Here is a 23,592-nt window from a genome sequence, read left to right as displayed (position 1 = left end):
GGTAATAATGTTTTACCTTTTACTTTTTATCTTTTCTCTCAAAAAGAGACTACCATATTTTCACACGATCTTCTGGTTTGCGGTAGAGCTTATCACCTTCTTTTACATCGAAAGCTTTGTACCAGCTATCTACGTTGGTCAGAGGAGCAAAGGCGCGGAAGTATCCTGGGGTATGGGGGTCAGTCTTCACCTGGTTGGTCATATACTGGTCGGTGGAGAGGGTACGCCATACAGTTGCCCAAGAGAGGAAGAAGCGTTGGTCTTGGTTGAATCCACTGATATCGGCAACTGCTCCATGGTCTTTGAGATACATTTGGAGCGCATCGAAGGCGATATTTACCCCACCAAGGTCAGCGATATTTTCTCCATTGGTAAAGGTACCATTCACGAAGACACCTTTTACAGGTTCATATTTGTCAAACTGAGCAGCGAGTGCTTTGGTTACCTTATCGAAGTTCTCCTTATCGGCAGGAGTCCACCAGTTTTGTAGGTTACCATCGGCATCGAATTGGGCACCGCTATCATCGAATCCGTGAGTGATTTCGTGACCAATGACAGCACCTATTCCTCCGAAGTTCACAGCAGGATCCGCTTCAAAGCTAAAGAAAGGTGCTTGCAAAATAGCCGCAGGGAATACGATTTCGTTATACAATGGGTTGTAATAAGCGTTCACAGTCTGTGGAGTCATCCCCCATTCGGTTTTATCTACAGGCTTACCTACCTTATCCAACTCTTCTTGGTAAGCCCACTGGGCAACTTTGAGCAAGTTATCAAAGAGAGAGGCATCGGCAGAGAGAGACATCTTAGAATAGTCCTTCCACTTGTCTGGATAACCTACTTTTACCTTGAAAGTACTGAGCTTATGGAGTGCTTTTTCTTTGGTAGCATCACTCATCCAAGTAACATTCTTGATATGCTCTGCGAAACTTTTCTTAAGGTAATCCACCAAAGTAACCATTTCTTCTTTGGCTTTAGCAGGGAAATATTTCTCTACATAGAGTTTTCCGAAAGCCTCTCCTACTACCCCATTGATAAGAGAAAGCGCACGCTTATTCATAGGGCGTTGTTCCTGCTGTCCATTGAGGTATTTGCTATAGAAGTTGAATGAAAGTTCGTCCAAAGCCCCATTCAGATATCCCGCATTGCTTGCTACTAAGTTATAACGGAGGTAATCCTTAAGTAGGGGCAAGTTCTTTTCGTTGATGAACTTGTCATACTCCTTGTACAAGCGTATTTCTCCTACGATTACCTTATCGGTATTTACCCCTACTTTCTTGAGTAAGGCAGGGATATTGAGGTTCTTTACCAGCTTGGAGAGTTCCTCCATGGTTTGAGGATTGTAGCTAAGGTTCGGGTCGCGGTCTTCCTCATTGGTAAGCATAAGTTTGGCCAAGTCTTTCTCGAAAGCTACTTGTTTTTGAGCCTTTTCATCAGCGGCAGCATCGCCAAGGAGCTTGAAGATATCGGCAACAAAGATCTGATATTTGTTTATGGCTTCCGTATTGCTTTGGCTTTGTTTTTGGTAGTAGTCACGACCAAGACCTAAGCCAAAGTTGCTTAGATATACCGCATTCTGGTTGGAATCCTTCATGTCGGCATAGACTCCCCAGCCACATACAGGGTTCTCTCCCAGCGGGGTAGCCTCTTCGAGGTAAGCCTGCAAGTCAGCAAGGGTTTTGATGGCCTCTATCTTCTTTAGATAAGGTTGGAGAGGCTCCAAACCTGCCTTGTTACGGGTATCCATGTCCATATAGGTTTTGTAAATAGCTTGGATTTTTTGCCCATCAGAGCCGTCGGGGTAGGAGGTTTTCAGTAGGTTGTCCAAGAGGGAAAGGCACTGCTGGTCAGTTTCCTCGCGGAGCATATAGAAGGTACCCCAAGAAGGTTTGTCCGCAGGGATTTTGGCAGTTTTCATCCACCCTCCATTGACATAGTTGTAGAAATCATCTTGCGGACGTACGGAAGTATCCATAGCCGAGAGGTCAAGACCTTTGTCAGTTGTTTCTTCTTTCATGTTGTCTTTTTTAGCAGGATTGCCACAAGCCACCATTAGGGCGAGGCAAGAATACAAGTGCATTTTGTTCATATGCTATTAAGTTTTGAGTTGCTAGTTTTGAAATTCAAAAAGCAAAGGTACGAAGAAATAATTAAATAAAGAAGTTAAAATACAATTATTTTTTTAATCTTTTTATCCAATCGTTGAAATGTTTCTTATTCCTCTTCTCCTGACCATCGACGATCAATTATTTCATCAAATGCTTCTTCACCAAAATACTCAAAGAAAACCTCTCCAAAGTCCTTGGAGGTAAGCTGTACTTCCCTATAGGGATTTTCCTTATCCATACCGAGGTTAATGCAACCAAGCCGGTGGAGTAGGAAATTATTGGCATATTTGTTGTACTTGAAAGTAATATATTCCTCAACAACAAATTTGTCTTTTTTGAACTCAAAGGTAAAGTACCCTCCTTTGCAGACTATCTGGTGAAGTGGATAAACCATACGAGAGAAATATCTACCTTCCCGAAGACAGGGTCCAAATGTGTGGGTATATCTGCTACATTACTATAGAAAAACTCTAAACCGGGATATTCGTTGGAGGTATAGGGCACTCTCTTGAGGAGTTCATAAAGTTTTGCCTCTATCTCTGGGCTCATAGGCTGCTCCGTGATAGGAGGAGGGGCTTGCTTGCAGGCAAAAAACCACAAGGCTAAGAGGATAAGGGATAATCTTTTCATAAGGGTCTGTGTAGGGATAAGGTCAGCGAACGGGCACAGCTGATTGTGTGTGACTGTTCACCTTTTTAATAATCATCACTCTTCCATCTTTGAAAATCTGTCATCAATGAGGTAATCGAGCTGTTCTGCATAAAAGTCCTCAAATAAGATTTTTCCAAAGTCCTTGGTGGTAAGTTGTACTTCCCTTTTTGGTTCTTGTGTACCTCCACTGAGGTCTATATATCCGTAGCGATGGAGTAGGAAATTATTGGCATGCTTATCGTACTTGAAGGTGATATATAGCTCTGCGACAAATTTGTTATCCTTGAACTCTATGGTAAAGTAATCGCCTTTGCACACTATTTGGTGGAGCGGCCACTCTTTGTCGCAAAAATCGGGTGCTATCAAGAGTCTATACTTATGTATTCCCTCTCCGCTGAGCAGGATTACTACTCTTTGGTGTGCATTAGGGTCGTTTCTCTGTTCGGAGAAGACAAAGAGGTAATCCCCCTGTCCATCCTCATTAAGGTCACAGCTTGAGAGCTGTTGCTCTAAGCCATATTTCCCCATACGGACAATGCTTTCAGATAGGTCAGTGGGTTTCTCCACTTGGCATATCTCCTTGTAAGGGGCGATGATCCCCTTCCAATAGCTTATTTGGTTATCCTCCAGAGTACTGATTTCTTCTCTGGTAGAGGCGGAGAAAGAAGCTCCTTTGCTCCATACGCCATCCTTGAGCAGATAGGTTACTTGTTTGAAAGGAACATAGATAGCCCCTTGCTCATCACTTGTCTCATTCTCTTTTTCTCCTGAAAAATATTGGTTGTCGATAGCCGAGATATACACGTCAAAATAGCGAGCGATCTCCTTGGGGGAGAGCTTATGTATGGCTTGGGTAAGGTTCTCACTTAGTAGCAGATCATCGGAAAAATTTTCCAAAATGTAGGGATTGAACGCTGCTGTTTTGGGCAGTAGAGAAATATCTACTTTCCCAAAGACAGGATCTAAATGAGAGGGTATATCTGCGACATTGCTATAGAAAAATTCATAATCGGGGAGCTCATGCGAGGTATAGGAGACCCTCTTGAGTAGTTCATAGAGCTTTGCCTCTATCTCTGGGCTCATAGGCTGCTCAGTGATAGGGGGAGTTTGCTTGCAGGCAAAAAGCCACAAGGCTAAGAGGATAAGAGATAATCTTTTCATAAGGGTTCTACGTAAGGGAGAGTTGCCTCTTAAAGAGAGGGCGAATTGCCTCTTAAAGAGAGGGCGAATTGCTATTCGCCCCTACTTTATAGGGGTTGGGACGATAGCCGTCCATCAGTTGGTCATTCTCCATGATAAAAGGAATTGCATTGGGTTGTTCCCATTCTACATCGTAGCGGTTCATCAGGTAATCGCTTAGCTCGGTGCGATTGGCAAAGAGGATAGCTTGGTAAGGCTCTTGGAAGGCGAGCTTTTCGATAAAAAGAAGTTTCCCTTCGAAGGGGAGGAGTACTCCCACATGGCCTACAAAGATCATATTCTCCTCAGGGGTGAGCTGAGAGTGGAAAACAACAGAGATAAGGGAGGCTTTTGTAGGATCATTGGCATAGCGGAAGGCAATACCACGCGCTTTCCATGCCTTTTGCATCGCTTGCAAATGGAGGTTTATATCCTTGGTATTAGTGGTAGGTACTTCAGTGAAGAGCGCGAAGAAGTCATTTTCCTCGGCTGGGGTAAAGAGCTTTTTAGGGGCGTTGCGCAAGGACTCACGATCTATAAAGAGTACTTCGTCTTCTGCTTTGCTGTCGAATTTTTTTCCAGTAGGGAAGGAGATCAAGTCACGCAAAAGGGTAAAGGAGGTCAAGCGACAGTTATACCCCTGAAAGGCTGGGTATTTGCTCATCCAGTCACTTTGTATAGCGACCTCGTCATACTTAGGCAGTAGGCTGTCAATAGTGACAAAACCTTCTGGGACAAGGTTTGCCTTTGCTCCGGCTGTCTGGTTGAAGAGGGCAACACTCTCTAAGAAAGCAGCTGCGTGAGCCTGGGATATCCCTGCGGCGATAAGGGCTTGCTGCACTTTTTCTTGAGTAGGTGTATCTACTAAGTTAGAGTAGGTCAGCGTTGGTGCGGCTTTTTCTTGAGTTTCTTGTGGCGTTTCTGCCGCTGCTGTAGTGGGGGCTTTCTTCTCCTGGCAGGCTATAGCAGCCAAAGAAAGTAATGACATGAGTAAAAGTCTTTTCATGAGAACATTCTTGATTCGTTGTAAAAATATGTAAAGTATGGATAATGTAATGATTAATAACTGCCTGTCATATCCTCATCTACCACTAAAATAAAGTCGGCTTGTCCGTAAGCCTCTGAGGGTAGTTTTTTTAGATTAGATTGTGATAGAGTGCTGATAGTAAGTATCTTGAGATTGGGGTTTCGCCTACGCAGATACCAATAGATACCCTGAAAGAAGTCCGAATGATAGCTCCCATTCAGGTGTAGGAACAGACTCCCTTTCTTGTAGTGTGTCTCTATGGATTCGGCCATAGTAGCGTCCTTAATAGCCTGTGCCATAGGAAGATTCTCGGAGTTGTGGCGTGCCATCTTCTTCATCTTCTCGTACTGGGAGAGGTTGCCATCATAGGGAAAGGGGAGTGATACTATCCATTTTCGCTCCGCCGAAGGAAGCGTGTCAAGAGCTTGTAATCCTTTCTTATACACGAGATTGGCATATTTCCGAGGGATATTTGTCGCTACAATAGGGAGTTTTTCTCTTTTTGCCAAATCCACCCAAGGCTTGTAATCGGTCTTATAGTTCTTCCATAGGCGAGCCAGGGTGTCCAATCCTTTTTGGTCAATAGTTCCCTGAAGGTAGCCATCGAGGGCATCTTGGTTGTCTCTCTCGAACATTTCCGCTCCTAATATCAGCGAACGCTTGCCTAAGAGGTCTTTGGTGAGTTTTACCTCTAACCAATGGGCAATAGGATTGTTGTGATATTCCCCAAAGAGCACAATGTCCGCTTTCTTACTTTTTCTCAGTAGCTTCCTATAGGAGGTTCGCTTGCCATTTTGAGTAAAAAAAGCAAAGGCTTCTTGAGAGAACCCCTCCACACAGAGGAATATAGATAAGATAAATAAAATGTTTTTCATGCTTGACCATTTACTTTATCTGGTTCCATTCTTGGGCACGTGTAGGGGCGAGCTTGAGCAATACCGCACGTACTTCTTCCTTCTTGTCCAAAGGTTTCCCGCCTGAGAGTAGTTGTGAGATTTCATCGGCCTTGGCATCGAAGAAGAGTTGAGAGACAAAGCGGTTGATACGGCTATTGTTGATCTGGTTCAGCTCCAAGAGGGCAGCACCGATTTGGTTTTTTCCCTTTTGTATATCCTGAGCCATGAGGTCTAATCCCTGACGGTGATAGGTGTACAAAGCCTTGTGGAAACCGGCAAAGTCCTCAGCCAAGAGGTCAGTGACCATTTGCCAGCGATTGTTGGAACCATTTTGTTGCCAAGCACTATCGGAACTGCTTTGGGCATTGAGCACCACTGCAAGCGCTTGTTCAAAGTAGGGGTTTCCTCCGTTGGGGGCAAAGGTATCAGCATCCAAGCCTATGATAATCAGGGCATAATAGGCGATGATAGAGGAGAGATTGGAAGTGAAAGTATTAGGGTTGAAGTAGATCGGTTCGTTTTCCAAATAGGAAAAAGTGATATCTTTCTCTTGGTAGTTCAGCAGCGGGGTGGGGTAGGTGCTGCCATATACAGGGCGGGAAGCCTGTACCTGTAGGTCGGCCTTGAAGTTATTATTCTCATAGGAGGAAAGAGTCAGCACAAAAGAGCAGTTGATACGCTCATTCTCTCTGGCTTTGATATCCGTCCATTGGGTTTTATTGACAAATTCCTGTAGGGCACGCTGTAGTGTTACAAAAGCCCGCTGGTTGGTTTGGTTGATACGCTGGGTATTGACAGTCACACGGCAGGAAAGCTCTTGCGCATTTGCCGTCATTGTGAATATAAGTAAGCAGAGTAAGATAAGTTTTCTCATAAGGATAAAATTTAAAAATTATTTCTTGGTCTCTCTCAAGAGCTGCTCATGGATAGCCTTGAGGATTTCCTCAGCGATAGAGGTCTTGGACTGTAGAGGGAAGGGGATTTCTCTGCCTTGTGCGGTGATAAAGGTCACCTGGTTAGTATCACCAGAGAATCCAGCACCCTTATCTCTAAGCGAATTAAGCACGATAGCATCTAAGTTCTTACGAACGAGCTTACCTCGGGCATTCTCCAGCTCATTCTCTGTCTCCAGGGCGAATCCCACCAAGAGCTGTTGCTGCTTACTCTTGCCTAAGGACGCTAAGATATCTTGTGTTTTGACGAGAGTTAGGGTCAGTGTATCGGTTTTTTTCTTGATCTTCTCGGGGGCCTGCTCTTGAGGCTTATAGTCAGCCACAGCCGCCGCCAATATGGCGATATCGGTATGGGTAAAGGCAGTAGTGGTAGCCTCATACATCTGAGCAGCACTCACTACTGAGACCACCCTTACACGAGGATCTATCTCATGGGGAGGGGTAGGGCCTAAGACCAAGGTAACTTCGGCACCCATACTGGTGGCGACATTCGCCAAAGCTACTCCCATCTTGCCTGAAGAAAAATTGCCTATAAAGCGCACGGGGTCTATCATTTCGTAGGTAGGTCCGGCGGTAATAAGGATTTTTTTTCCTTGGAAAAGGTGCTTTTCTTTCCAGAAAAACTCAGATAGGGCTCTTGCTATCGTCTCGGGCTCCGCCATGCGCCCCTTGCCCACCAGACCGCTGGCTAACTCTCCATGTTCACTGGGTATCAGATGATTGCCATAAGAGGTCAAGAGGTCGATATTGTGCAGGGTGGTGGGGTGCTCATACATATCCAAGTCCATCGCAGGAGCGAAGAAGACAGGACACTTGGCCGAGAGGTAGGTGGCCAAAAGCAAGTTGTCACAGCCTCCTGTAGCCATCTTGGCTAAGGTATTGGCAGTGGCTGGAGCGATGAGGATTACATCTGCCCACTGGGCAAGCTCCACATGGTTGTTCCACTGTGCGTCACTTGTCTTGAAATCGGTGTATACCTTCTCTTTTGAGACTACCGAAAGTGTCAACGGTGTCACAAAATCATGGGCAGCTTGAGTCATAATAACCTTAACGCTTGCCTGTTCTTTGACAAGCAAGCGTATGAGGTGCGGGAGCTTGTAGGCAGCAATACCGCCACAGACTCCTATAAGTATTTTTTTCCCCTTAAGCGAGGGAAGAATATTCATGATTGTTTTTCTCATCTGTATAACGATAATATATCTCCCCATCGAGCCATTCCTTTACAGCAATAGCCTGTGGCTTAGGAAGTTTTTCGTAGAACTTGGAGACTTCTATCTGTTCCTTGTTTTCAAAAACTTCTTCTAAACTATCATTATTAATGGCGAATTCCTCCAATTTTTCTTCCAATTCGTGCTTAATTTCTGCATTGATCTGTGAAGCACGCTTGGCTATGATGGAAATAGCTTCATAGATGTTCCCTGTCTGAGCATCTATCTTGTTTTTGTCATAGGTAATAGTGCTTTGTGGTGCATCTATGCGTTTCAAATTTATCATAATTCACTTATTTTCTTTAAAATATCTTGATACATTCTGTTTGCCTTTGTCATAAAGTTGGACTCAGGGTAGGTACGTGAGAATAGTTCGTAATAGCTTTTGGCTTCCTCAAAGCGTTGTTTTTCCTTACTCTTGATACTGTTTTTGGCCAGTTCATAGGCGGAGTGTAGGCGGTAGTACATCGCTTCTTCGCGGAAAGTAGAACCAGGGTTCTCTACCAAGAAGTTGTCAAAGGACTTGATTGCGGCCTGATAGTCGCGAATCTTGTCATATCCTTTGGCAATCTCAAAACTCTTGTGCTGAAGCTTGTTCAGTAGTTCCAAGACCATGTTGTTCGCTTCTCTGAGATAGGCACCATTGGGGTATCTATCAATATACTCTTGTAGCTGGTCGAGAGCTTTGTAGGTAGCATCCTGATCTAAGCTGTACTTAGGAGACTCCAAAAAATTACACTTCCCCTGCAGGAACAAGACTTCTTCAGCCTTTTCACTACGGGGATAATTCTTTAGAAATCGCTCATACTGATACCCTGCCAATAGATATTTCTTTCGCTTATAGAAACTATCGGCATACATGTACAAAGCGTCTTCTCCTTGGGGACGACCGATATAGTAGCCCACCACCTTCTCCCAAAGTCGCATACTACGATTGTAGTCTCCCTTATCGTAGAGCGCTTTGGCAACTTTGTATTTTAGTTCATAATCGTCTGATTTTAAAGCCTTTTGGTATTCGCCACAGCTCGAAAAAGCAAACGAAAGAACCACTATAAAAGTAAGTACTTTTCCTTTCATATTCATTGGGCAAAGATACGCATTTTTTTGTAATTGTCAATGATTAATTGTTAATTGTTAATCGGCAATTGTTAATGATCAATTTTCAATGATTAATGATCAATATTTTCCTAATTAATAGGGTGCAATAATAAAACGCAATAAATTGCGTCTCTACAGAAAACTACGCTAATCAAGGGGTTGTCTTAGCCAGCGTCAGAGTAGAGACGCAACTTATTACGTCTGAATCCATTAACCATTAATCGTTAATCATTAACCATTAATCATTGATTATTGATTATTTGTTAGGAGTATTTTTTAGGATTTCCAACAGATATTTCCAGAATTTCTGTACAGAGGAGATACATACTCTTTCGATAGGAGAGTGTGCTCCGAGGATGGTAGGTCCGAAACTGATCATATCGATATGTGAGAAGTGCTCCCCTAGAAGACCACATTCCAATCCAGCGTGGATAGCAGCTACTTTTGGTTTCTCTTGGAACATACGTTCATATATATCTGTGAGCACATGCAAGATAGGAGAATCTGCATTAGGCTCCCAAGCAGGGTATGATCCGGAGAATTCTACTCGGTATCCAGCCAATTCGAATGCCGCTTGCAAGCTAGTAGCCAAATCATGCTTGCTACTGTCCACAGAAGAACGAGTCATACACAAGATAGCTATTTTGCCATTTTCTACTTTTACATTAGCGATGTTGTTGCTGGCCTCTACCAAGCCCTCTACGCTGCGGCTCATAGCATATACACCAGAGTGAGCCGTAGCTACCGCTCTAACAAAGGCTAGTTGAGACTTCACATCCATTACTTTGCTAGGAGCAGTTGTTTCCTTGAAGGTGATAGAAAGATCCACTTCTACTGGGTGCAATTCTTTCTTGATAAGAGCTGCATTTTTTGCAAATTCTTTCTCAAAAGCAGCTTTGTGCTCAACAGGAACCACTACAAGAGCTTCACTCTCACGAGGAATAGCATTTCGCAAACCTCCACCATGCAATTGGCTGATGCGTAAGCCGTATTTTTCATATTGACCGAGTAATAGGCGGTTCATAACTTTGTTAGCGTTACCGCGCCCCATATGGATATTCTGTCCACTGTGACCTCCCATTAGGCCGGTTACGCTAAGCTGGTAAGCTACTACCCCACTAGGGGTCGCTTCCTCTGTATAGTCGTGGTAAGCGGAAACGTCCACTGCACCAGCACAGCCTATGATTATCTCGTCATCTTCTTCTGTATCTAGGTTTAGGAGGATCTCTCCTGTAAGAGCTTTAGGGCTGAGCTCTTTAGCTCCTGTCATACCTGTTTCTTCGTCGGTAGTGAAGAGCGCTTCTATGGCAGGGTGTGCGATGGTCTTGCTCTCAAGGATGGCCATGATGGCAGCTACTCCCAGACCATTGTCTGCCCCGAGGGTAGTACCTTTGGCACGTACCCAGTCGCCATCTATATACGTTTCTATTCCTTGGGTATCGAAGTCGAATACAGTGTCATTGTTCTTCTGACATACCATATCCAAGTGTGACTGCAGAATGATTGTTTTTTTGTTTTCCAAACCAGCGGTAGCAGGTTTTCGGATAATCACATTTCCTATAGCATCGGAAGTAGTCTCTAGACCTAATTTCTTACCGAAATCCACCATGAAGGCAGTGATTTTTTGTTCTTTTTTGGAGGGACGTGGCACCCCGTTGATGTCCGCAAAGCGATTCCATACCTCTTTGGGTTCTAATTCTCTAATGCTTGTACTCATTATAAAATAGATTGATAGTTAATACTTAACAATTTTTACCTCCTCTCTTAAAAAGAAGAGGCACGCAAAGTTACGAATTTTTATTCAATTGGCATACAATAAAAGGGTATTTTTTATCTCCTGTAGAATACGCTCGGCAAGATGCTCAGGGGAGATAACTTTCACATGTGAGCCATAGGAAAGGATTTCCTTTACAAAGTCAGGGGTGATCTTGATCTGTAGGGAGAGAATAATCTCCTCAGGGCTATCTTTGAGAAAGACTTGAGAGCGGTGCAAAGGCATGGCTCTTAGGTATTCAGCAGGATTCGGCGTAAAAAACGAATCTTTTTCGTTTCTCCTAAAGGAGAGGACGACCTTTTCGGCTTTGGTGCGGTCGTTATCCACCCATACCCCAAAACTATCATCAAAAAAACGTTCAATCCCCCGAGGTGGGGCATACATACGCTTAATATCCTTGTCCTCAATAGAGCTAATACGGTCAAGACCAAACACTCTAAGCGCTTTTTTCTCCACATCCATCGCTAGTACATACCATCTGTGTTCGGATTCCTTTAGCAAATAAGGTTCTATAGTGCGTACTTGTACCTCTTTGCTTCCCCAAAACTTGTAATAGTGCAATTGTAGCTGCTTTTTTTGCTTGATAGCCTGCAATAAAGTAGAGAGATGTTGGGTGCCTGCTGGGTAGGTGGTATCCTTGGGGCGACGATGGTCAAAAGCAATGATCTTGGACAGATTCCCATGGTTCTGCAGGGCTCTGAATACATCGAATGCTTCAAAAAGATTCTGAGCATAGAGGTCATTATCCTCCACAATTTCATATTTCTTAATGGATTTGTTGTATTGAATATCAATATGATAGATATCTCTAATATCTTTTATATCCCGCTGTAGAGTACGTTTGCTAAAAGGCTTTACTTCTGTATATTCTCCACTATAGGCTAAATCATCTTCAAAATCCTCAAGCGAATGAGGGGCAGTGCGTAGGCGTTCTATAAGAAAACGGTGCCTGAGAAAGTTATTGACTAAGCTCATTTAATTTTTTTGCAAAGATAAAACTTTTTTTTCAGAGCGACAAGTTTTGGCGCGATAAGTAAAGACCTTTGCGCCATAAAAAATAAATGATATGAATATAGCCATTGTTGGGGGACGCGATTTCAGCGATTATACCCTATTTAAAGAAACACTTTTAAGGTACATTTCTATATATGGAGTACCTGAAAACATTGTATCGGGGGGTGCTAAAGGTGCCGATACCCTTGCGGCACAATTTGCTGCTGAGATGGACATTCCGCTCTTGGTTTTCAAGCCTGATTACCAAAAATACGGACGTGGGGCTACCCTTGTGCGTAACACTCAAATCATTGAAAACGCCGATGTGGTATTTGCCTTTTGGGACGGACAATCAAAAGGTACCAAAGATAGCATTACTAAAGCGAAAAAACTACAAAAAGAATTACATATCATATTCTACAGAGAGAAAATAGAAGAGAATTAAAAAAAATAAGGTAAAAGGATGTTAATATAAAAATAATTTCGTATCTTTGTCGGCAAATTAATAAAATAAAAAAATGGCAGACCTTATTGTAAGTAAAAAAAGTATAAAGGAGCTTTTTTCAGAATTGAAAAATAGAAAATTTATTATCCCTGATTATCAACGTCCCTACAAGTGGGATATTGATAAGTGTAGAACATTATGGGAAGATCTTGAGCACTTTTTCCTAACAGAAGCAAAAGATCACTCAGACTATTTTTTAGGGACTATTGTTTCCTATACAAATAATGATAAGAATCCTGAAATAATTGATGGGCAACAGCGCATAACCTCTTTTATGTTATTATTGAGAGCTTTCTACAAGAAGCTTGAGATGATGAATGAAGATTCTAATGTGTTAGGACTTAAAAATCAAATAGCACCCTGCCTTTGGGAAGTGAGTAGAATATCACAACAAGTGGAAGACAAAACAAAAATTCATATTCATTCTGAGGTAGCTACTGAAGAAGATAATGAAACCTTTCATGAAATTTTGAAATTAGGAGAAGTTAATAAGAGTGATAGGGATAATTATTCTGTCAATTATACATTCTTCCTTGAGCAGTGTAATAAGTATGCTGAGAACAACCCTCTACATTGGAATGATTTTTGCATTACTATTCTTGAGCAATGTGTAGTCCTTCCTATAGAATGTGATACACAAGACACCGCTCTTACTATATTTTCTACTTTAAATGATAGGGGAATGCCTCTTGCAGATTCTGATATATTTAAAGCACAATTATACAGAACTTATGAAGGAGAGGCTAAAAAAGATTTTACTGATAAATGGAAAGAATTAACTAAAATATGTGAGGAAGGGAACTTTACAATAGATGATATTTTTAAATATTATACACATGTTCTTAGAGCTGAGAAAAATGATAAATCAAGAGAAATAGGATTGAGAAAATTCTATGCTGAGGATAAGTATAAAAAACTTAGAAGACCTAATCTGTTAGAAGATATTATAGATCTTGCTGTCTTTTGGAAATATCTAAATGCGAAATATATGGGTACAAATAAAGCAATTGATCCATACCCTTATAGTATTTCAGAAGATACTCGAAAATATATACAATGTCTAAACTACTATCCTAATGAGTTTTGGAAATTCCCTGTAAGTGTATTCTTTATAAAAAATAGAAGTGCACTTAATTTTGATGCAAAATTCAATAGTATATTAAAAGAACTTGTAGCATTTTTGTTTGTTAAATTTATATATGCTCCAACTGTAAATGCTATTCGTGATGATATTTTTGACTCTTGTATAGCATTAAATGCTGAAAATAAATTAAAATATAATGTTGATTTTAATAAAGACTTTTTGAAAGAACGTTTAGCAAATATAGGTTCTTCAACAAGAATGACAAGAGCTCTTCTATTGCTTTATGCTTACTTAGATAAAGGTCAAACAAGTCTAATAGACTCTTTTGATATAGAACACATTTTTCCTAAAAAGTGGCAAAACACTAATTATAATGGTTGGGAAAGAGAAGATGCTGAACTATATTTAGATAAATTAGGAAACAAAACCGTTTTTGAGAAAAGGCTTAATATACAAGCAGGAAATCAATATTTTGCTCAGAAAAAAATCAAGTATGCCGAGTCTATGATAGCTACAGTTCAGATACTTTCTAAATATCCTAAACCTGATTGGGTAAAAGAAGACATTGAAAAACGTGAAGAGGAAGTAATAGACACATTACTATCATTTTTTGAAAACCATCTTTCAAAACAATAAAAATAATAGTTTTAGTACTACACACTCTTTTTCCTAAAAATTCCCCTAACTCCTCTACGAAGTTAGGGGAATTTTCATTATCTTTGCCCCATACTCAAATAAGTGAGGGCTCAATCTCACTGGTCATTGGAATAACTATGAACATAAAGAATCTTTTTAACTCAATAATAAAAAAGCAGGTCAATATAGATCTCAGTGATTCAGGGCTGCTCATCAATAACGAACTCCTATTAGAGTTTTCTGTGTCTCGCCTTACAGAAGCCTTAGGCAAACCTCGGATAACTCCCATAACGGATGAGGATTCTCCTTACAGCGCTATGTACTTATGGGACAGCTTAGGTATCTATGCCTTTGAGAAAAAGGACGGAACCTTAGCCACGCTTGCCTGTAGGGTAGCGGAAGATAAGGATTGGCAACGTAGGGTCACCTTTGATTACTTCGCTTTGCGCCCTAAGGGACTTTTTACGGGGGACTTTACCATAGCAGGGAAATCTCCTTTGTCCTATATCTCCAAGGAGCGATGTGCAGATCCTTTTGGACTTGATGTAGCCTTAGATAGTTGGAATGTGAGCTGTGTCTATACCGAAAAGCTAAGTGAGGCGCTTGAAGACCTTTCTAAGAAAGCGATAGCGGGGCGGGTAGCACAGGAAGCAATGCCTTTCCGTGATTATGAGCTGAGCTACACCCCTAAGAAAGGGAACGGGGATAAGAAAAAAGATCCCAACAAATGGAAGGTTCCGCAGCCAGAGGAAAAATGCTTACAGTTTAAGAGCTTTAATTTCAAATTGGCCGTTGTACAGGAGCTGATGTATGTTCAAGAGGTGCTAAAACCTAAGTTTGATGTATATGATTTCTGTGAAAACTATACCAAGCGAGACATAGACCCCGAGGAGTATTACTTTGAAATCATTCCGGAGGTAAAGAAATGGTTCCAAGACTTACCGATTCCTGCTTCTTTGGCTCCTTTGGTGACAGAATTGTACTTTGATGGAGGCAATGAGATTTATGCCCAGCTGATCCCCTTCTGGGATGGAGAGGATGATGTGTTTGATATTGAATCCCTTACCGAGGAGGATATCCTTCAGTTTCCTAACCTAAAGGTCATTGATGGTGCCGCTATTTTTATGTCCGAGGAGGTAAGAAACTTATGTAAGAGCAAAGGAATATCATTTGCTGATGAGCCGATGAGCTGATGAGTTAATTAATTTACTAACCACTAACCACTAATCACTAACCTTATGAGAACACTCGTTATAGGTGACATACATGGCGCTCATGCAGCACTGCTTGAGGTCTTGGAGCGGGCACGAGTTACTCCCGATGACCTACTGATTTTCTTAGGGGACTATGCCGATAGGGGCAAGCATACCCCCCAAGTGCTTGACTATCTCATTGCCCTACAGCAAACTCATCAGGTGATTTGCCTTAGAGGAAACCACGATGCCCTGTGCTGTGATTTCCTCTTGGGCAAACCCATGTCTGAGCTCTGGCGCTCCCATGGGGGTAAGGCTACAGAAGAGGCATATAAGGACTATACCAAGGACGACAAGCAGCCACATATCGACTTCCTTCAGTCACTGAGGAACTACCTTTTGGATGGGCAAAATCGTCTTTTCCTACATGCAGGCTTTACCGACCGAGGGGGCGTGGCACATGAGTTTTTTACAGAAAATTTCTATTGGGACAGAACACTTTGGGAGTTAGCCCTTGCTACCCCTGAAGACCTGCCTCCTGCCGATCCCTATTATCCCAAGCGCCTGACCTTGTATAAGGAAATCTATATAGGGCATACCCCTACGCTCAACTATGGTACAGACCAACCTATGTGCCGCCATCATATCTGGAACCTTGATACAGGGGCAGGCTTCACGGGGCGTGTGACCCTTATGGATATAGATACCAAAGAGTATTGGCAGTCGTCAATGATCAATGATTAACGATCAATGATTAATGCTCACTGCTCACTGCTCACTGACAACTGACAACTGATTTTTAGTTCTTTCTTGAAAGGAGAATCCTCAATACATACCAGAATAGAAGCATGACAGAGGCGAATAGTTGTAGGGCGGCACCTACATATTGGTCGGTAGTGTATTCATTTTTGATACCATAAGTCTCATAGAGAATACCTCCGGCAGCCAATACCACCATTCCTATAGAAAACCAAAGGCCTAACTCAAACCCAAAGAGGGCGCCGGCTACGATAAGTCCCAAGGAAAGAAAACCGCCTATGATAAGCACACTTCTAAGGAAAGAAAAGTCCAAACGTGTCATGAAAACTACCGCAGTAAGCCCCGCAAAAAGCGATAGGGTGATAATTGCTGCTTGCCAAAGCACCTCTGTACCTACGTAAGCCAACGCCATATAGATCAGTGGAAGGAAGATGATCGACTCCAAAAGCACATAGAATCCCAAGCCTAAGTACTGGGTATTCTTATTGAGCGAATGAGACCATTTGGCAGCCATGACAGACCCTAACCAGAACCCACCTATGATCAAAAGCCAAATAGATCTTCGGCCAAACATTGCCTCGATAAGCTCCACAGGAACCAAGTGCAACAAAGCCGTTTCCACGAGGATAAACGCCAAAATAGCCAAAGCTACATGGGTATAGGTCTTGCGGTAGAACACCGCTCTTTCGCTTTCTGTAGAGTAAACGACTAATTCATTATCCTTTTGATAATGAGAATTGTAGCTACCTTTGTTGTAGCCAGAATTGTAATTTGTCTCCATAATGACATTATTTTAGACCGCAAATATACGAAAATATTTTTTAATGTTCAGTGATTAATACTCCTTAATAATTAACAATTAGCCATTGACAATTAACAATTAAAAATTGTATATTTGCCCTTGCTTTTTGGGTTTCTGGATAGAGGGCTCTCCATAGCCTATAGTTACTTATTAGCTTTCAGAACTTATGGACTAAACCCCTTACCTCCTGCATCCCTAAAAATCCCTAAAACCCCTTAAAAAATGGACACTATCATACACAACCTTCAGCACGTACAAGCACGTATCGATAAGGCCTGTCAGGCTGTTGGCCGCGACCCTAAGGAGGTCAAGCTCCTACTGGCTACCAAGACCGTTACTCCTGAGCGCATCCAGCAGGCGCTTGCTGCCGGCTATACTCTTATTGCGGAAAATAAGGTGCAGGAACTCAAAGAAAAATATGAGGCGCTCAAGGCAACCCCACATACCAACCACTTCATAGGACACCTACAGACCAATAAGATCAAGGATATCCTCAAGTATGACGTTAGCTGTGTCGAGTCTCTGGACCGCTACGACTTAGCCGAGAAGCTCCACCAAAAGCTCTCTCAGGCAGGAAGAGAGATGGATGTCTTTATTCAGGTGAATACCTCTGGCGAAGAGAGCAAGTTCGGCGTGGCTCCTGAGGAGGCCTTAGCACTTACTCAGCAGGTGGCACAGCTGCCTACTCTCCATATCCGTGGGCTGATGACTATTGGTCTTTTCAGTGCGGAAGAGGACAAGGTGCGCAAGTGCTTCCAGCTGCTCAAGAGCATCCAACAACAGATCTTTGCCCTGAACCTTCCCGATGTACAACCCCACGAACTCTCCATGGGTATGAGCGGCGACTTGGAAGTTGCCATTGCCGAAGGAGCTACCATCGTAAGGGTGGGAACCGCAATTTTTGGTCAGCGTATCTATCCGGATAGTTATTACTGGAACGAGCAAAAAGCCTAACCCTTGCCGCCTATGTACTATACCGATGTAGCCCTTCCGCTACCCCTACGCCAAGCCTTTACCTATGAGGTCAATCCCGAACAAGCGGATTTCCTCAGGGCAGGAATGCGTGTGGTGGTGCCTTTTGGCAAAGCCAAAATATATACAGGGGTGGTCATCCGTGTACATCAGCACAAACCATCCTATCCTACCAAGCCCATTGAATTTATTCTCGATGAGCAGCCCATGCTCTCTTCCAGACAGCTACAACTCTTCTCATGGATAAGTGCCTACTACCTCTCCACCTTTGGCGAAGTGCTCAAGATGGGCATGCCTTCTTCCTTGCTCTTAGAGAGCGAAACCATAGTGGAGAAGACCTCTACGCCAATCACTGTCGCTACTCTCTCCGATGAGGAGTTCTTGGTCTACGAGGCGCTGGGGCAGGCTTCTTCGCTGACAACCAAGGAAGTAGGGAAGGTGCTCCAGAGGAAAAATCCCATTGGGGTGCTTAAATCATTACTTGAGAAAGATGCCATTCGCCTAAGTGAAAAGATTTTTGAGAAATACCAACCCAAGGTAGAGAAATACCTACGCTTATCCTCTACCTATGAGGATAGGAATGCGCTCAATACCCTTTTGGAGGGCGATACCCTCACCTCCAAGGCGCAGGAAAAGCTCCTCTGGGCTTTTGTGGCGCTGCGCTCTCAGAAACAGACCAGCATCACCCCGCAGCAGCTCTTGGAAAAGGCTGAGGTAAGTGCTTCTGTACTGAAAAAAATAGTGGAAAAAGGAATCTTGGAGGTGTATACCGAGGCGGTGGATAGGGTCTCTTTTGCCTCCGATAGCGATACATGGGAGCTCACTCCTGCTCAGGAAAAGGCGTTAGAAGAGGTACAGGAGCAATTCTCTCAGAAGAATACAGTTCTACTACAAGGGGTGGCTGCTTCGGGGAAAACGCTCCTTTATAGTCAGCTCATAGAGCAAACACTCGCTCAGGGGAAAAGCGTTCTCTACTTAGTTCCTGAAGTAGGCCTCAGCGTACAGCTGATGAACCGTTTGGAACATTTCTTCGGGGACAAAATGAGTGTCTATCATGGCAAATACTCTTCCCATGAGCGGGTCGAGGTGTGGAACAATGTCTTGGCCAATAAGCCCAAGGCACAGTTTGTGCTCGGGGTAAGAGCCGCTGTCTGCTTACCTTTCCACGACTTGGGACTGGTCATTGTCGATGAGGAACACGATCTTTCCTATAAGCAGGAACAGACCCCCCCACGATTTCAGGTAAGGGATACCGCACTGATGTTGGCACACTTACACGGGGCAAAGACACTCTTAGGCTCGGCTACACCTTCTGCAGAGAGTTACTACAATGCTCAAGTGGGAAAGTACGGTTTTGTACAGCTCCTTGAGCGCTATACAGGGATACAAGCCCCCACGATCGAGTTGGTAGACCTCAAGGAGAAAACCAAGAAAAAGGAAACCCAAGGACACTTCTCCGATACCCTTCTGGCGGCTATCGAGCAGACACTCGCCCAGCATAGACAAGTGATTCTCCTACAAAATCGCCGTGGCTATGCGCCCTATCTACAATGCGACAAATGTGATACGATTCCCCAGTGTCCCAACTGTGATGTCTCCCTCACCTATCACCAATTGCAGAACCAATTGCGCTGCCACTACTGTGGGTATACCATTCCTACTCCTATGAGCTGCCCTGCTTGTGGCGAGCATAGTTCCCTCAAGACAAAAGGACTCGGTACTGAGAAGGTAGAGGAAGAGTTGTTACAGTTTTTCCCTAAGGCACGTATAGAGCGTATGGATATGGATACCACCAAGGGGAAATATGGGTTCGAGAAGATTATCCACCACTTCGAGCGGGGAGAAACGGATATCCTTGTCGGTACACAAATGGTAAGTAAGGGACTGGACTTTCCCAAGGTAGGATTGGTTGGGGTGATGAATGCCGATTTGTTCCTCCATCAGCCGGACTTTCGCGCCAGCGAACGTGCCTTCCAGCTGCTAAGCCATATAGCAGGCCGTGCCGGGCGCAAAGAGCAAGGACGCGTGCTCATACAGACCTATAACCCTTTCCAAGAGACCCTACAAAGGATTCAGCAAGGGGAGTATACGGCTATGATGACAGCACAGCTCACAGAACGCTCCGATTTTCACTATCCTCCCTACTATCGCTTGGTGCGCATCATTTTCCGTCATAGGGAACTTGAGCGTATCAATCAGGCTGGACAGTGGTTTGCCGATGGCTTGCGTACAGGGCTCACTGGCTATCCCGTGGAAGTACTTGGGGCAGAGTTTCCCCCTATCTCGCGTATTCGCAATGAGTATATCAAGCATATCTTGCTCAAGATAGCCCCTAAAGTACCTTTATCCGTGGTTAAGGACTATATCCTTCGCTTGGAACAGAGTTTCTACTCCACCGCACTTTTCCGCCCTGTAATGCTTTCCTACAATGTAGATCCTTAAAAATAGGGAAGAGGAGACAGGTAATAAAACAAATCAAGAGTTGATTTTTTTGTAGAATCTATTTCGTTAAGACACAATAAATCGTGCCTCCTACGCTCTTACATGATTTTCCCAATAGTATTCTCTCGGGCTAAGACGATCAGCAGGTCGTCCTGACTTAGGCGTACATTAGGGTCGGGGGTGACGTTCATCTTGCCATCCGAATGCTTTACCGCAAGGATGTTGATCTCATACTTGTGTCGCAGGTTCAGCTCCATCAGTGACTTGCCTACATAGCTCTTGGGGATCTTTACCTCCGAGATAAAATAATCCTCCGAGAACTTAAAGTACTCTATAATCGAAGGGTGCAGCATCGAATAAGCGATTTTCTCACCCATCAGTTCCTCGGGGAAGACCACCTGTGTCGCCCCTATCTTCTCCAAGACCTTCCCCTGGGTGTGGTTTACCGCCTTGCAGATAATATGATCGATTCCTAACTCCTTCAGGTGTAGGGTGATAAGAATACTTGCTTGTATATTGTCCCCAACACTGACAAAAGCCATGTCGAAATCGTCCTTGACTACATTCTTCAGAGCAATCTCGTCCGTAGCGTCCAGAATCACCGCTTCGTCCAGGATACCTTCGTTAAGCGCCTGCTTGATAAGTTCCTCGTTCGAGTCTATCGCCATCACGGTAGCCTTGTTCTTATATAGGGTTTTGGCAACGGACTTGCCAAACTCTCCCAATCCAATCACTAAAAAATTCTTCTTCATACGTTTATCCGATTAATATGTTTTCCTTAGGATATTTGTATTTGCCTACATTGCGCTCTCGGGAGAAAGCCAAGACAATGGTCAGAGGCCCCACCCTGCCTAAGAACATGGTAATGAGCAGTATCACCTGTGAGGGAGTACTCAGCCACGAGGTAATCCCCATCGAAAGGCCACAGGTTGAGAAGGCCGACATCAGCTCGAAGAGTACCTTGATAGGTTCCTTATCCCTATCAAAATACATCATCAGGATTGCCATTATCATAATATAGGAGGAGGCGATAAATACCAAGGTTGATGCCTTATTGAACAACTGCCAGGAGATACGCCTTTTAGAGTATTCTATATACCGCTTGTTCAGTAGGGAGGTGCGTACCCCCAGATAGAGAATCCCAAAGGTTGTTGTCTTGATACCACTCCCGGTGGAGTTGGGCGAAGCACCTATGAACATCAGTAACATGCACAACAATGCTGTAGTCCCTGAGATACCTGCTATAGATACCGTGCTGAACCCTGCCGTGCGTAGGGACGCCGAATGGAAGAAACTTACCAAAAGACGCTGCTGAACACTCCCATCTGTTAGCTCCCCTGTATAGCGGTATTCTAAAATGAAAAATAAGAAAGTACCCACTCCCAAGAGAAGTAAGGTGATTAGGGTGGAAAACTTGGAATTAACACTGATCTTCCGTCTCTTGCCTATGAGGTATTCGTAGAGCTCAATAATGGCTGTAAAACCTAAGCCCCCGAAGATAACCAATAGGGAGATGATGATATTCATGTACCAATGCGTAGTATACCCCTCTAGGCTATAACGAAACAGAGAGATACCAGCATTGCAAAATGCAGATACTGAGTGAAATATGCCATAATAAAGAGCTTTGTACCACGGATATTTTCCTACAAAGACAAAAAAGAGCAGTGCCGCTCCAATGGCCTCGATAAGTAGCACAACGAAGACAACCTTCTTGATATGCGAATATAGGTCTATCTTGGCCTCGTGGTTGAGCCCCTCCGAGACCAAGCGCTTGGTATAAAAGCTGATTTTCTTGGTGATGAGCAGTATAATCACCGAGGATAGGGTGAGGATTCCTAATCCGCCTAACTGTATGAGCAAGAGTACTATTACTTCCCCGTATATAGAAAAAGTGCTGTGTACATCACAGACAGTAAGCCCTGTGACGGTCACCGCTGAAGTCGCTGTAAAGAGAGCCTCGAAGTAGGTAAAACCACCTCCACTCACATGAGCAAATGGTAAGGACAACAGCAGGGTGCCCACCATGATTAGGGCGAGGAAGGAGAGTATGATAAAGGTATAAGGCGAACAGTTACGTAACATGTCTTTGGGCTTGTGAAGATATCGTTCTATCTTAGGTTATTAGAAATTGTAATCTATTGATAATTAGAAAATTAAAAAAACTCCAACACAAAGTGCAAAAGTACTAATTAATTATCATATTCCCAAAGTATTTTTTAGACAAACTTAGTGTAAGGGGATTTTTGATTTATATACTTGTCAGTCAGTGATTTATATAATAAAAAGAGGGAAATGATTGAGGGGAAATTAGTGCAAACAAATCTATGCAAAATAACGCGACACAGCAACTAAGACACCTTACAGGAATTGAGACTAATACTTTTCAGCTTCATGATATGAAAAAAAATATAGCTAACATGAAAGCTGGTATTAATGAGATAACCACTAAAGGAATTAAGATAAGGTCATAAAAAAAGCCCCAATTAAGGGGCTTTTCTTATTCTTACCAATCGTCTTTATCTTGGCTTTTTACACTCTTTACTATATTTTGCACTAATACATTAAAGAATGTTTCAATACTTTTCTTTGAATTTTCATCTTTTAATTTACCTTCTTTATTAAAAGTGCTATAAGTTCCAAACATTCCTCCACCTCCAACTAAAGAATAGGTGTGGTTTTTATTAAAATTATCCCCTTTTGTTTTTGCTATAATAGGTGTATTTATTCTAATTTTATTATCTTTAAAATCTATGGACATAGTGTACTCTAAATCAAATTTATGATTACAACCTCCCATAAAATTACCATAACAAATGCCATTTTGTTCAATTCCATTAATAGAAATTATTTTTCCCTCAACCTTACTTAATACGTCTTTGGCAGACACATAATAATTTGTAAGAGCAGTAAGAACACTAATATATAATTCATTAGCTGTTTTTCCTTCAAAATTATATACAAGATAGTTTTTGCTTGGGTCTTTCTCATCAACCATTCCATCTTTTGTTAATATAAATTGGCTATACCCTAAAAAAGGGACACAACTCATAATGAGCAATAGAATTTTTCTCATGTGTTATGTAATTAAGTTAGTAAATCTCAATAGTATGTAATAGGCGTTCCTTATGGGTGTAAATATCGTCCAAGCTGTCAAGGAGTACCTTATTAATAGAGTTCAAAATTAAGAAATTACAAAGGAATACGAAAAGAATTTAACATATTTAGTTTATACTATATGAATCAACAAGTTAAGTAATTAACAAATATATGTTGATAACTTATCAAGAAAATTATATACAATTTCAAATAAAA

At 42.7% G+C, this 23,592-nt stretch carries 22 protein-coding genes; 6 read left to right on the top strand and 16 right to left on the bottom strand.

Annotated features, from left to right (window positions below; all coding sequences use genetic code 11):
- Positions 1 to 49 precede the first annotated feature (49 nt).
- The 12 genes from CAPGI0001_RS05300 to CAPGI0001_RS05245 all read right to left on the bottom strand — a co-directional run bounded on the left by CAPGI0001_RS05300 (position 50) and on the right by CAPGI0001_RS05245 (position 11,866).
- The gene (locus CAPGI0001_RS05300) at positions 50 to 2,086 is read right to left on the bottom strand and encodes a M13 family metallopeptidase (RefSeq protein ID WP_002667548.1); all 2,037 of its coding nucleotides are present in this window, start codon (positions 2,084 to 2,086) and stop codon (positions 50 to 52) included.
- A 125-nt stretch (positions 2,087 to 2,211) separates the two neighbouring features.
- Positions 2,212 to 2,499 (bottom strand): hypothetical protein, encoded by a 288-nt coding sequence (locus CAPGI0001_RS13335; protein ID WP_002667348.1) that lies wholly within the window; start codon positions 2,497 to 2,499, stop codon positions 2,212 to 2,214.
- Positions 2,475 to 2,735 (bottom strand): hypothetical protein, encoded by a 261-nt coding sequence (locus tag CAPGI0001_RS13330; RefSeq protein ID WP_002667506.1) that lies wholly within the window; start codon positions 2,733 to 2,735, stop codon positions 2,475 to 2,477. The genes CAPGI0001_RS13335 and CAPGI0001_RS13330 overlap by 25 nt, the downstream gene beginning before the upstream one ends.
- Positions 2,736 to 2,810: 75 nt before the next feature.
- Positions 2,811 to 3,917 carry a hypothetical protein gene (locus tag CAPGI0001_RS05285; RefSeq protein WP_002667538.1) on the bottom strand — a complete coding sequence of 369 codons (1,107 nt, stop codon included), beginning with the start codon at positions 3,915 to 3,917 and terminating at the stop codon, positions 2,811 to 2,813.
- A 52-nt stretch (positions 3,918 to 3,969) separates the two neighbouring features.
- Positions 3,970 to 4,941 carry a DUF4300 family protein gene (locus CAPGI0001_RS05280; protein WP_040359723.1) on the bottom strand — a complete coding sequence of 324 codons (972 nt, stop codon included), beginning with the start codon at positions 4,939 to 4,941 and terminating at the stop codon, positions 3,970 to 3,972.
- Between the two features lie 53 nt (positions 4,942 to 4,994).
- On the bottom strand, positions 4,995 to 5,837 hold the full coding sequence (locus CAPGI0001_RS05275) for a ChaN family lipoprotein (protein ID WP_002667587.1): 843 nt from the start codon (positions 5,835 to 5,837) through the stop codon (positions 4,995 to 4,997).
- A 10-nt stretch (positions 5,838 to 5,847) separates the two neighbouring features.
- Positions 5,848 to 6,732 carry a type IX secretion system protein PorD gene (porD, locus tag CAPGI0001_RS05270; RefSeq protein WP_002667409.1) on the bottom strand — a complete coding sequence of 295 codons (885 nt, stop codon included), beginning with the start codon at positions 6,730 to 6,732 and terminating at the stop codon, positions 5,848 to 5,850.
- An 18-nt stretch (positions 6,733 to 6,750) separates the two neighbouring features.
- The gene (gene coaBC, locus CAPGI0001_RS05265) at positions 6,751 to 7,977 is read right to left on the bottom strand and encodes a bifunctional phosphopantothenoylcysteine decarboxylase/phosphopantothenate--cysteine ligase CoaBC (protein ID WP_002667595.1); all 1,227 of its coding nucleotides are present in this window, start codon (positions 7,975 to 7,977) and stop codon (positions 6,751 to 6,753) included.
- Positions 7,955 to 8,305 (bottom strand): DNA-directed RNA polymerase subunit omega, encoded by a 351-nt coding sequence (locus tag CAPGI0001_RS05260; protein WP_002667417.1) that lies wholly within the window; start codon positions 8,303 to 8,305, stop codon positions 7,955 to 7,957. Before CAPGI0001_RS05260 ends, coaBC begins: the two co-directional genes overlap by 23 nt.
- On the bottom strand, positions 8,302 to 9,102 hold the full coding sequence (locus tag CAPGI0001_RS05255) for an outer membrane protein assembly factor BamD (protein WP_081451920.1): 801 nt from the start codon (positions 9,100 to 9,102) through the stop codon (positions 8,302 to 8,304). The genes CAPGI0001_RS05260 and CAPGI0001_RS05255 overlap by 4 nt, the downstream gene beginning before the upstream one ends.
- 271 nt (positions 9,103 to 9,373) lie before the next feature.
- Positions 9,374 to 10,834, bottom strand: a complete 1,461-nt coding sequence (locus tag CAPGI0001_RS05250) for an aminoacyl-histidine dipeptidase (protein WP_002667260.1) — start codon at positions 10,832 to 10,834, stop codon at positions 9,374 to 9,376.
- A gap of 84 nt (positions 10,835 to 10,918) precedes the next feature.
- Positions 10,919 to 11,866, bottom strand: a complete 948-nt coding sequence (locus CAPGI0001_RS05245) for a helix-turn-helix transcriptional regulator (RefSeq protein WP_002667460.1) — start codon at positions 11,864 to 11,866, stop codon at positions 10,919 to 10,921.
- 91 nt (positions 11,867 to 11,957) lie between these two features.
- Between CAPGI0001_RS05245 and CAPGI0001_RS05240 the strand changes: the two genes are divergently transcribed.
- The 4 genes from CAPGI0001_RS05240 (at position 11,958) to CAPGI0001_RS05225 (ending at position 16,046) form a co-directional block, all read left to right on the top strand.
- Positions 11,958 to 12,329, top strand: a complete 372-nt coding sequence (locus CAPGI0001_RS05240) for a DUF2493 domain-containing protein (protein WP_002667619.1) — start codon at positions 11,958 to 11,960, stop codon at positions 12,327 to 12,329.
- Between the two features lie 73 nt (positions 12,330 to 12,402).
- Positions 12,403 to 14,109: a DUF262 domain-containing protein gene (locus CAPGI0001_RS05235; protein ID WP_002667479.1), complete on the top strand. Its 1,707-nt coding sequence runs from the start codon at positions 12,403 to 12,405 to the stop codon at positions 14,107 to 14,109.
- 137 nt (positions 14,110 to 14,246) lie between these two features.
- A complete protein-coding gene (locus CAPGI0001_RS05230; RefSeq protein WP_002667372.1) occupies positions 14,247 to 15,302 on the top strand; it encodes a DUF6892 domain-containing protein in 1,056 nt (351 codons plus the stop codon).
- Between the two features lie 45 nt (positions 15,303 to 15,347).
- Entirely contained in the window at positions 15,348 to 16,046 is a 699-nt protein-coding gene (locus CAPGI0001_RS05225; RefSeq protein WP_002667617.1) for a metallophosphoesterase family protein, read from the top strand.
- A gap of 55 nt (positions 16,047 to 16,101) precedes the next feature.
- Here CAPGI0001_RS05225 and CAPGI0001_RS05220 read toward each other — a convergent pair whose 3' ends face one another.
- Positions 16,102 to 16,842 carry a Bax inhibitor-1/YccA family protein gene (locus CAPGI0001_RS05220; RefSeq protein ID WP_002667406.1) on the bottom strand — a complete coding sequence of 247 codons (741 nt, stop codon included), beginning with the start codon at positions 16,840 to 16,842 and terminating at the stop codon, positions 16,102 to 16,104.
- Between the two features lie 243 nt (positions 16,843 to 17,085).
- On the opposite strand from CAPGI0001_RS05220, the gene CAPGI0001_RS05215 reads away from it, so the two are divergent.
- Positions 17,086 to 17,817, top strand: coding sequence for a YggS family pyridoxal phosphate-dependent enzyme (locus tag CAPGI0001_RS05215; RefSeq protein WP_002667534.1), 732 nt, complete (start codon positions 17,086 to 17,088; stop codon positions 17,815 to 17,817).
- A gap of 12 nt (positions 17,818 to 17,829) precedes the next feature.
- Positions 17,830 to 20,277, top strand: a complete 2,448-nt coding sequence (gene priA, locus CAPGI0001_RS05210; protein WP_040359720.1) for a replication restart helicase PriA — start codon at positions 17,830 to 17,832, stop codon at positions 20,275 to 20,277.
- A 98-nt stretch (positions 20,278 to 20,375) separates the two neighbouring features.
- Here the strand turns inward: priA and CAPGI0001_RS05205 are convergent, their stop codons facing one another.
- The 3 genes from CAPGI0001_RS05205 to CAPGI0001_RS05195 all read right to left on the bottom strand — a co-directional run bounded on the left by CAPGI0001_RS05205 (position 20,376) and on the right by CAPGI0001_RS05195 (position 23,353).
- Positions 20,376 to 21,029 carry a potassium channel family protein gene (locus CAPGI0001_RS05205; RefSeq protein WP_002667402.1) on the bottom strand — a complete coding sequence of 218 codons (654 nt, stop codon included), beginning with the start codon at positions 21,027 to 21,029 and terminating at the stop codon, positions 20,376 to 20,378.
- A 4-nt stretch (positions 21,030 to 21,033) separates the two neighbouring features.
- Positions 21,034 to 22,362 carry a TrkH family potassium uptake protein gene (locus CAPGI0001_RS05200; protein ID WP_002667381.1) on the bottom strand — a complete coding sequence of 443 codons (1,329 nt, stop codon included), beginning with the start codon at positions 22,360 to 22,362 and terminating at the stop codon, positions 21,034 to 21,036.
- A gap of 421 nt (positions 22,363 to 22,783) precedes the next feature.
- Entirely contained in the window at positions 22,784 to 23,353 is a 570-nt protein-coding gene (locus tag CAPGI0001_RS05195) for a DUF4468 domain-containing protein (RefSeq protein WP_040359717.1), read from the bottom strand.
- Positions 23,354 to 23,592 lie beyond the last annotated feature (239 nt).

Origin of the sequence: Capnocytophaga gingivalis ATCC 33624 (genome assembly GCF_000174755.1) — a bacterium.
Classification (GTDB): Bacteria; Bacteroidota; Bacteroidia; order Flavobacteriales; family Flavobacteriaceae; genus Capnocytophaga; species Capnocytophaga gingivalis.
Note: the sequence above shows the minus strand (reverse complement) of the source record. Positions and strands in the feature narration are given on the sequence as shown.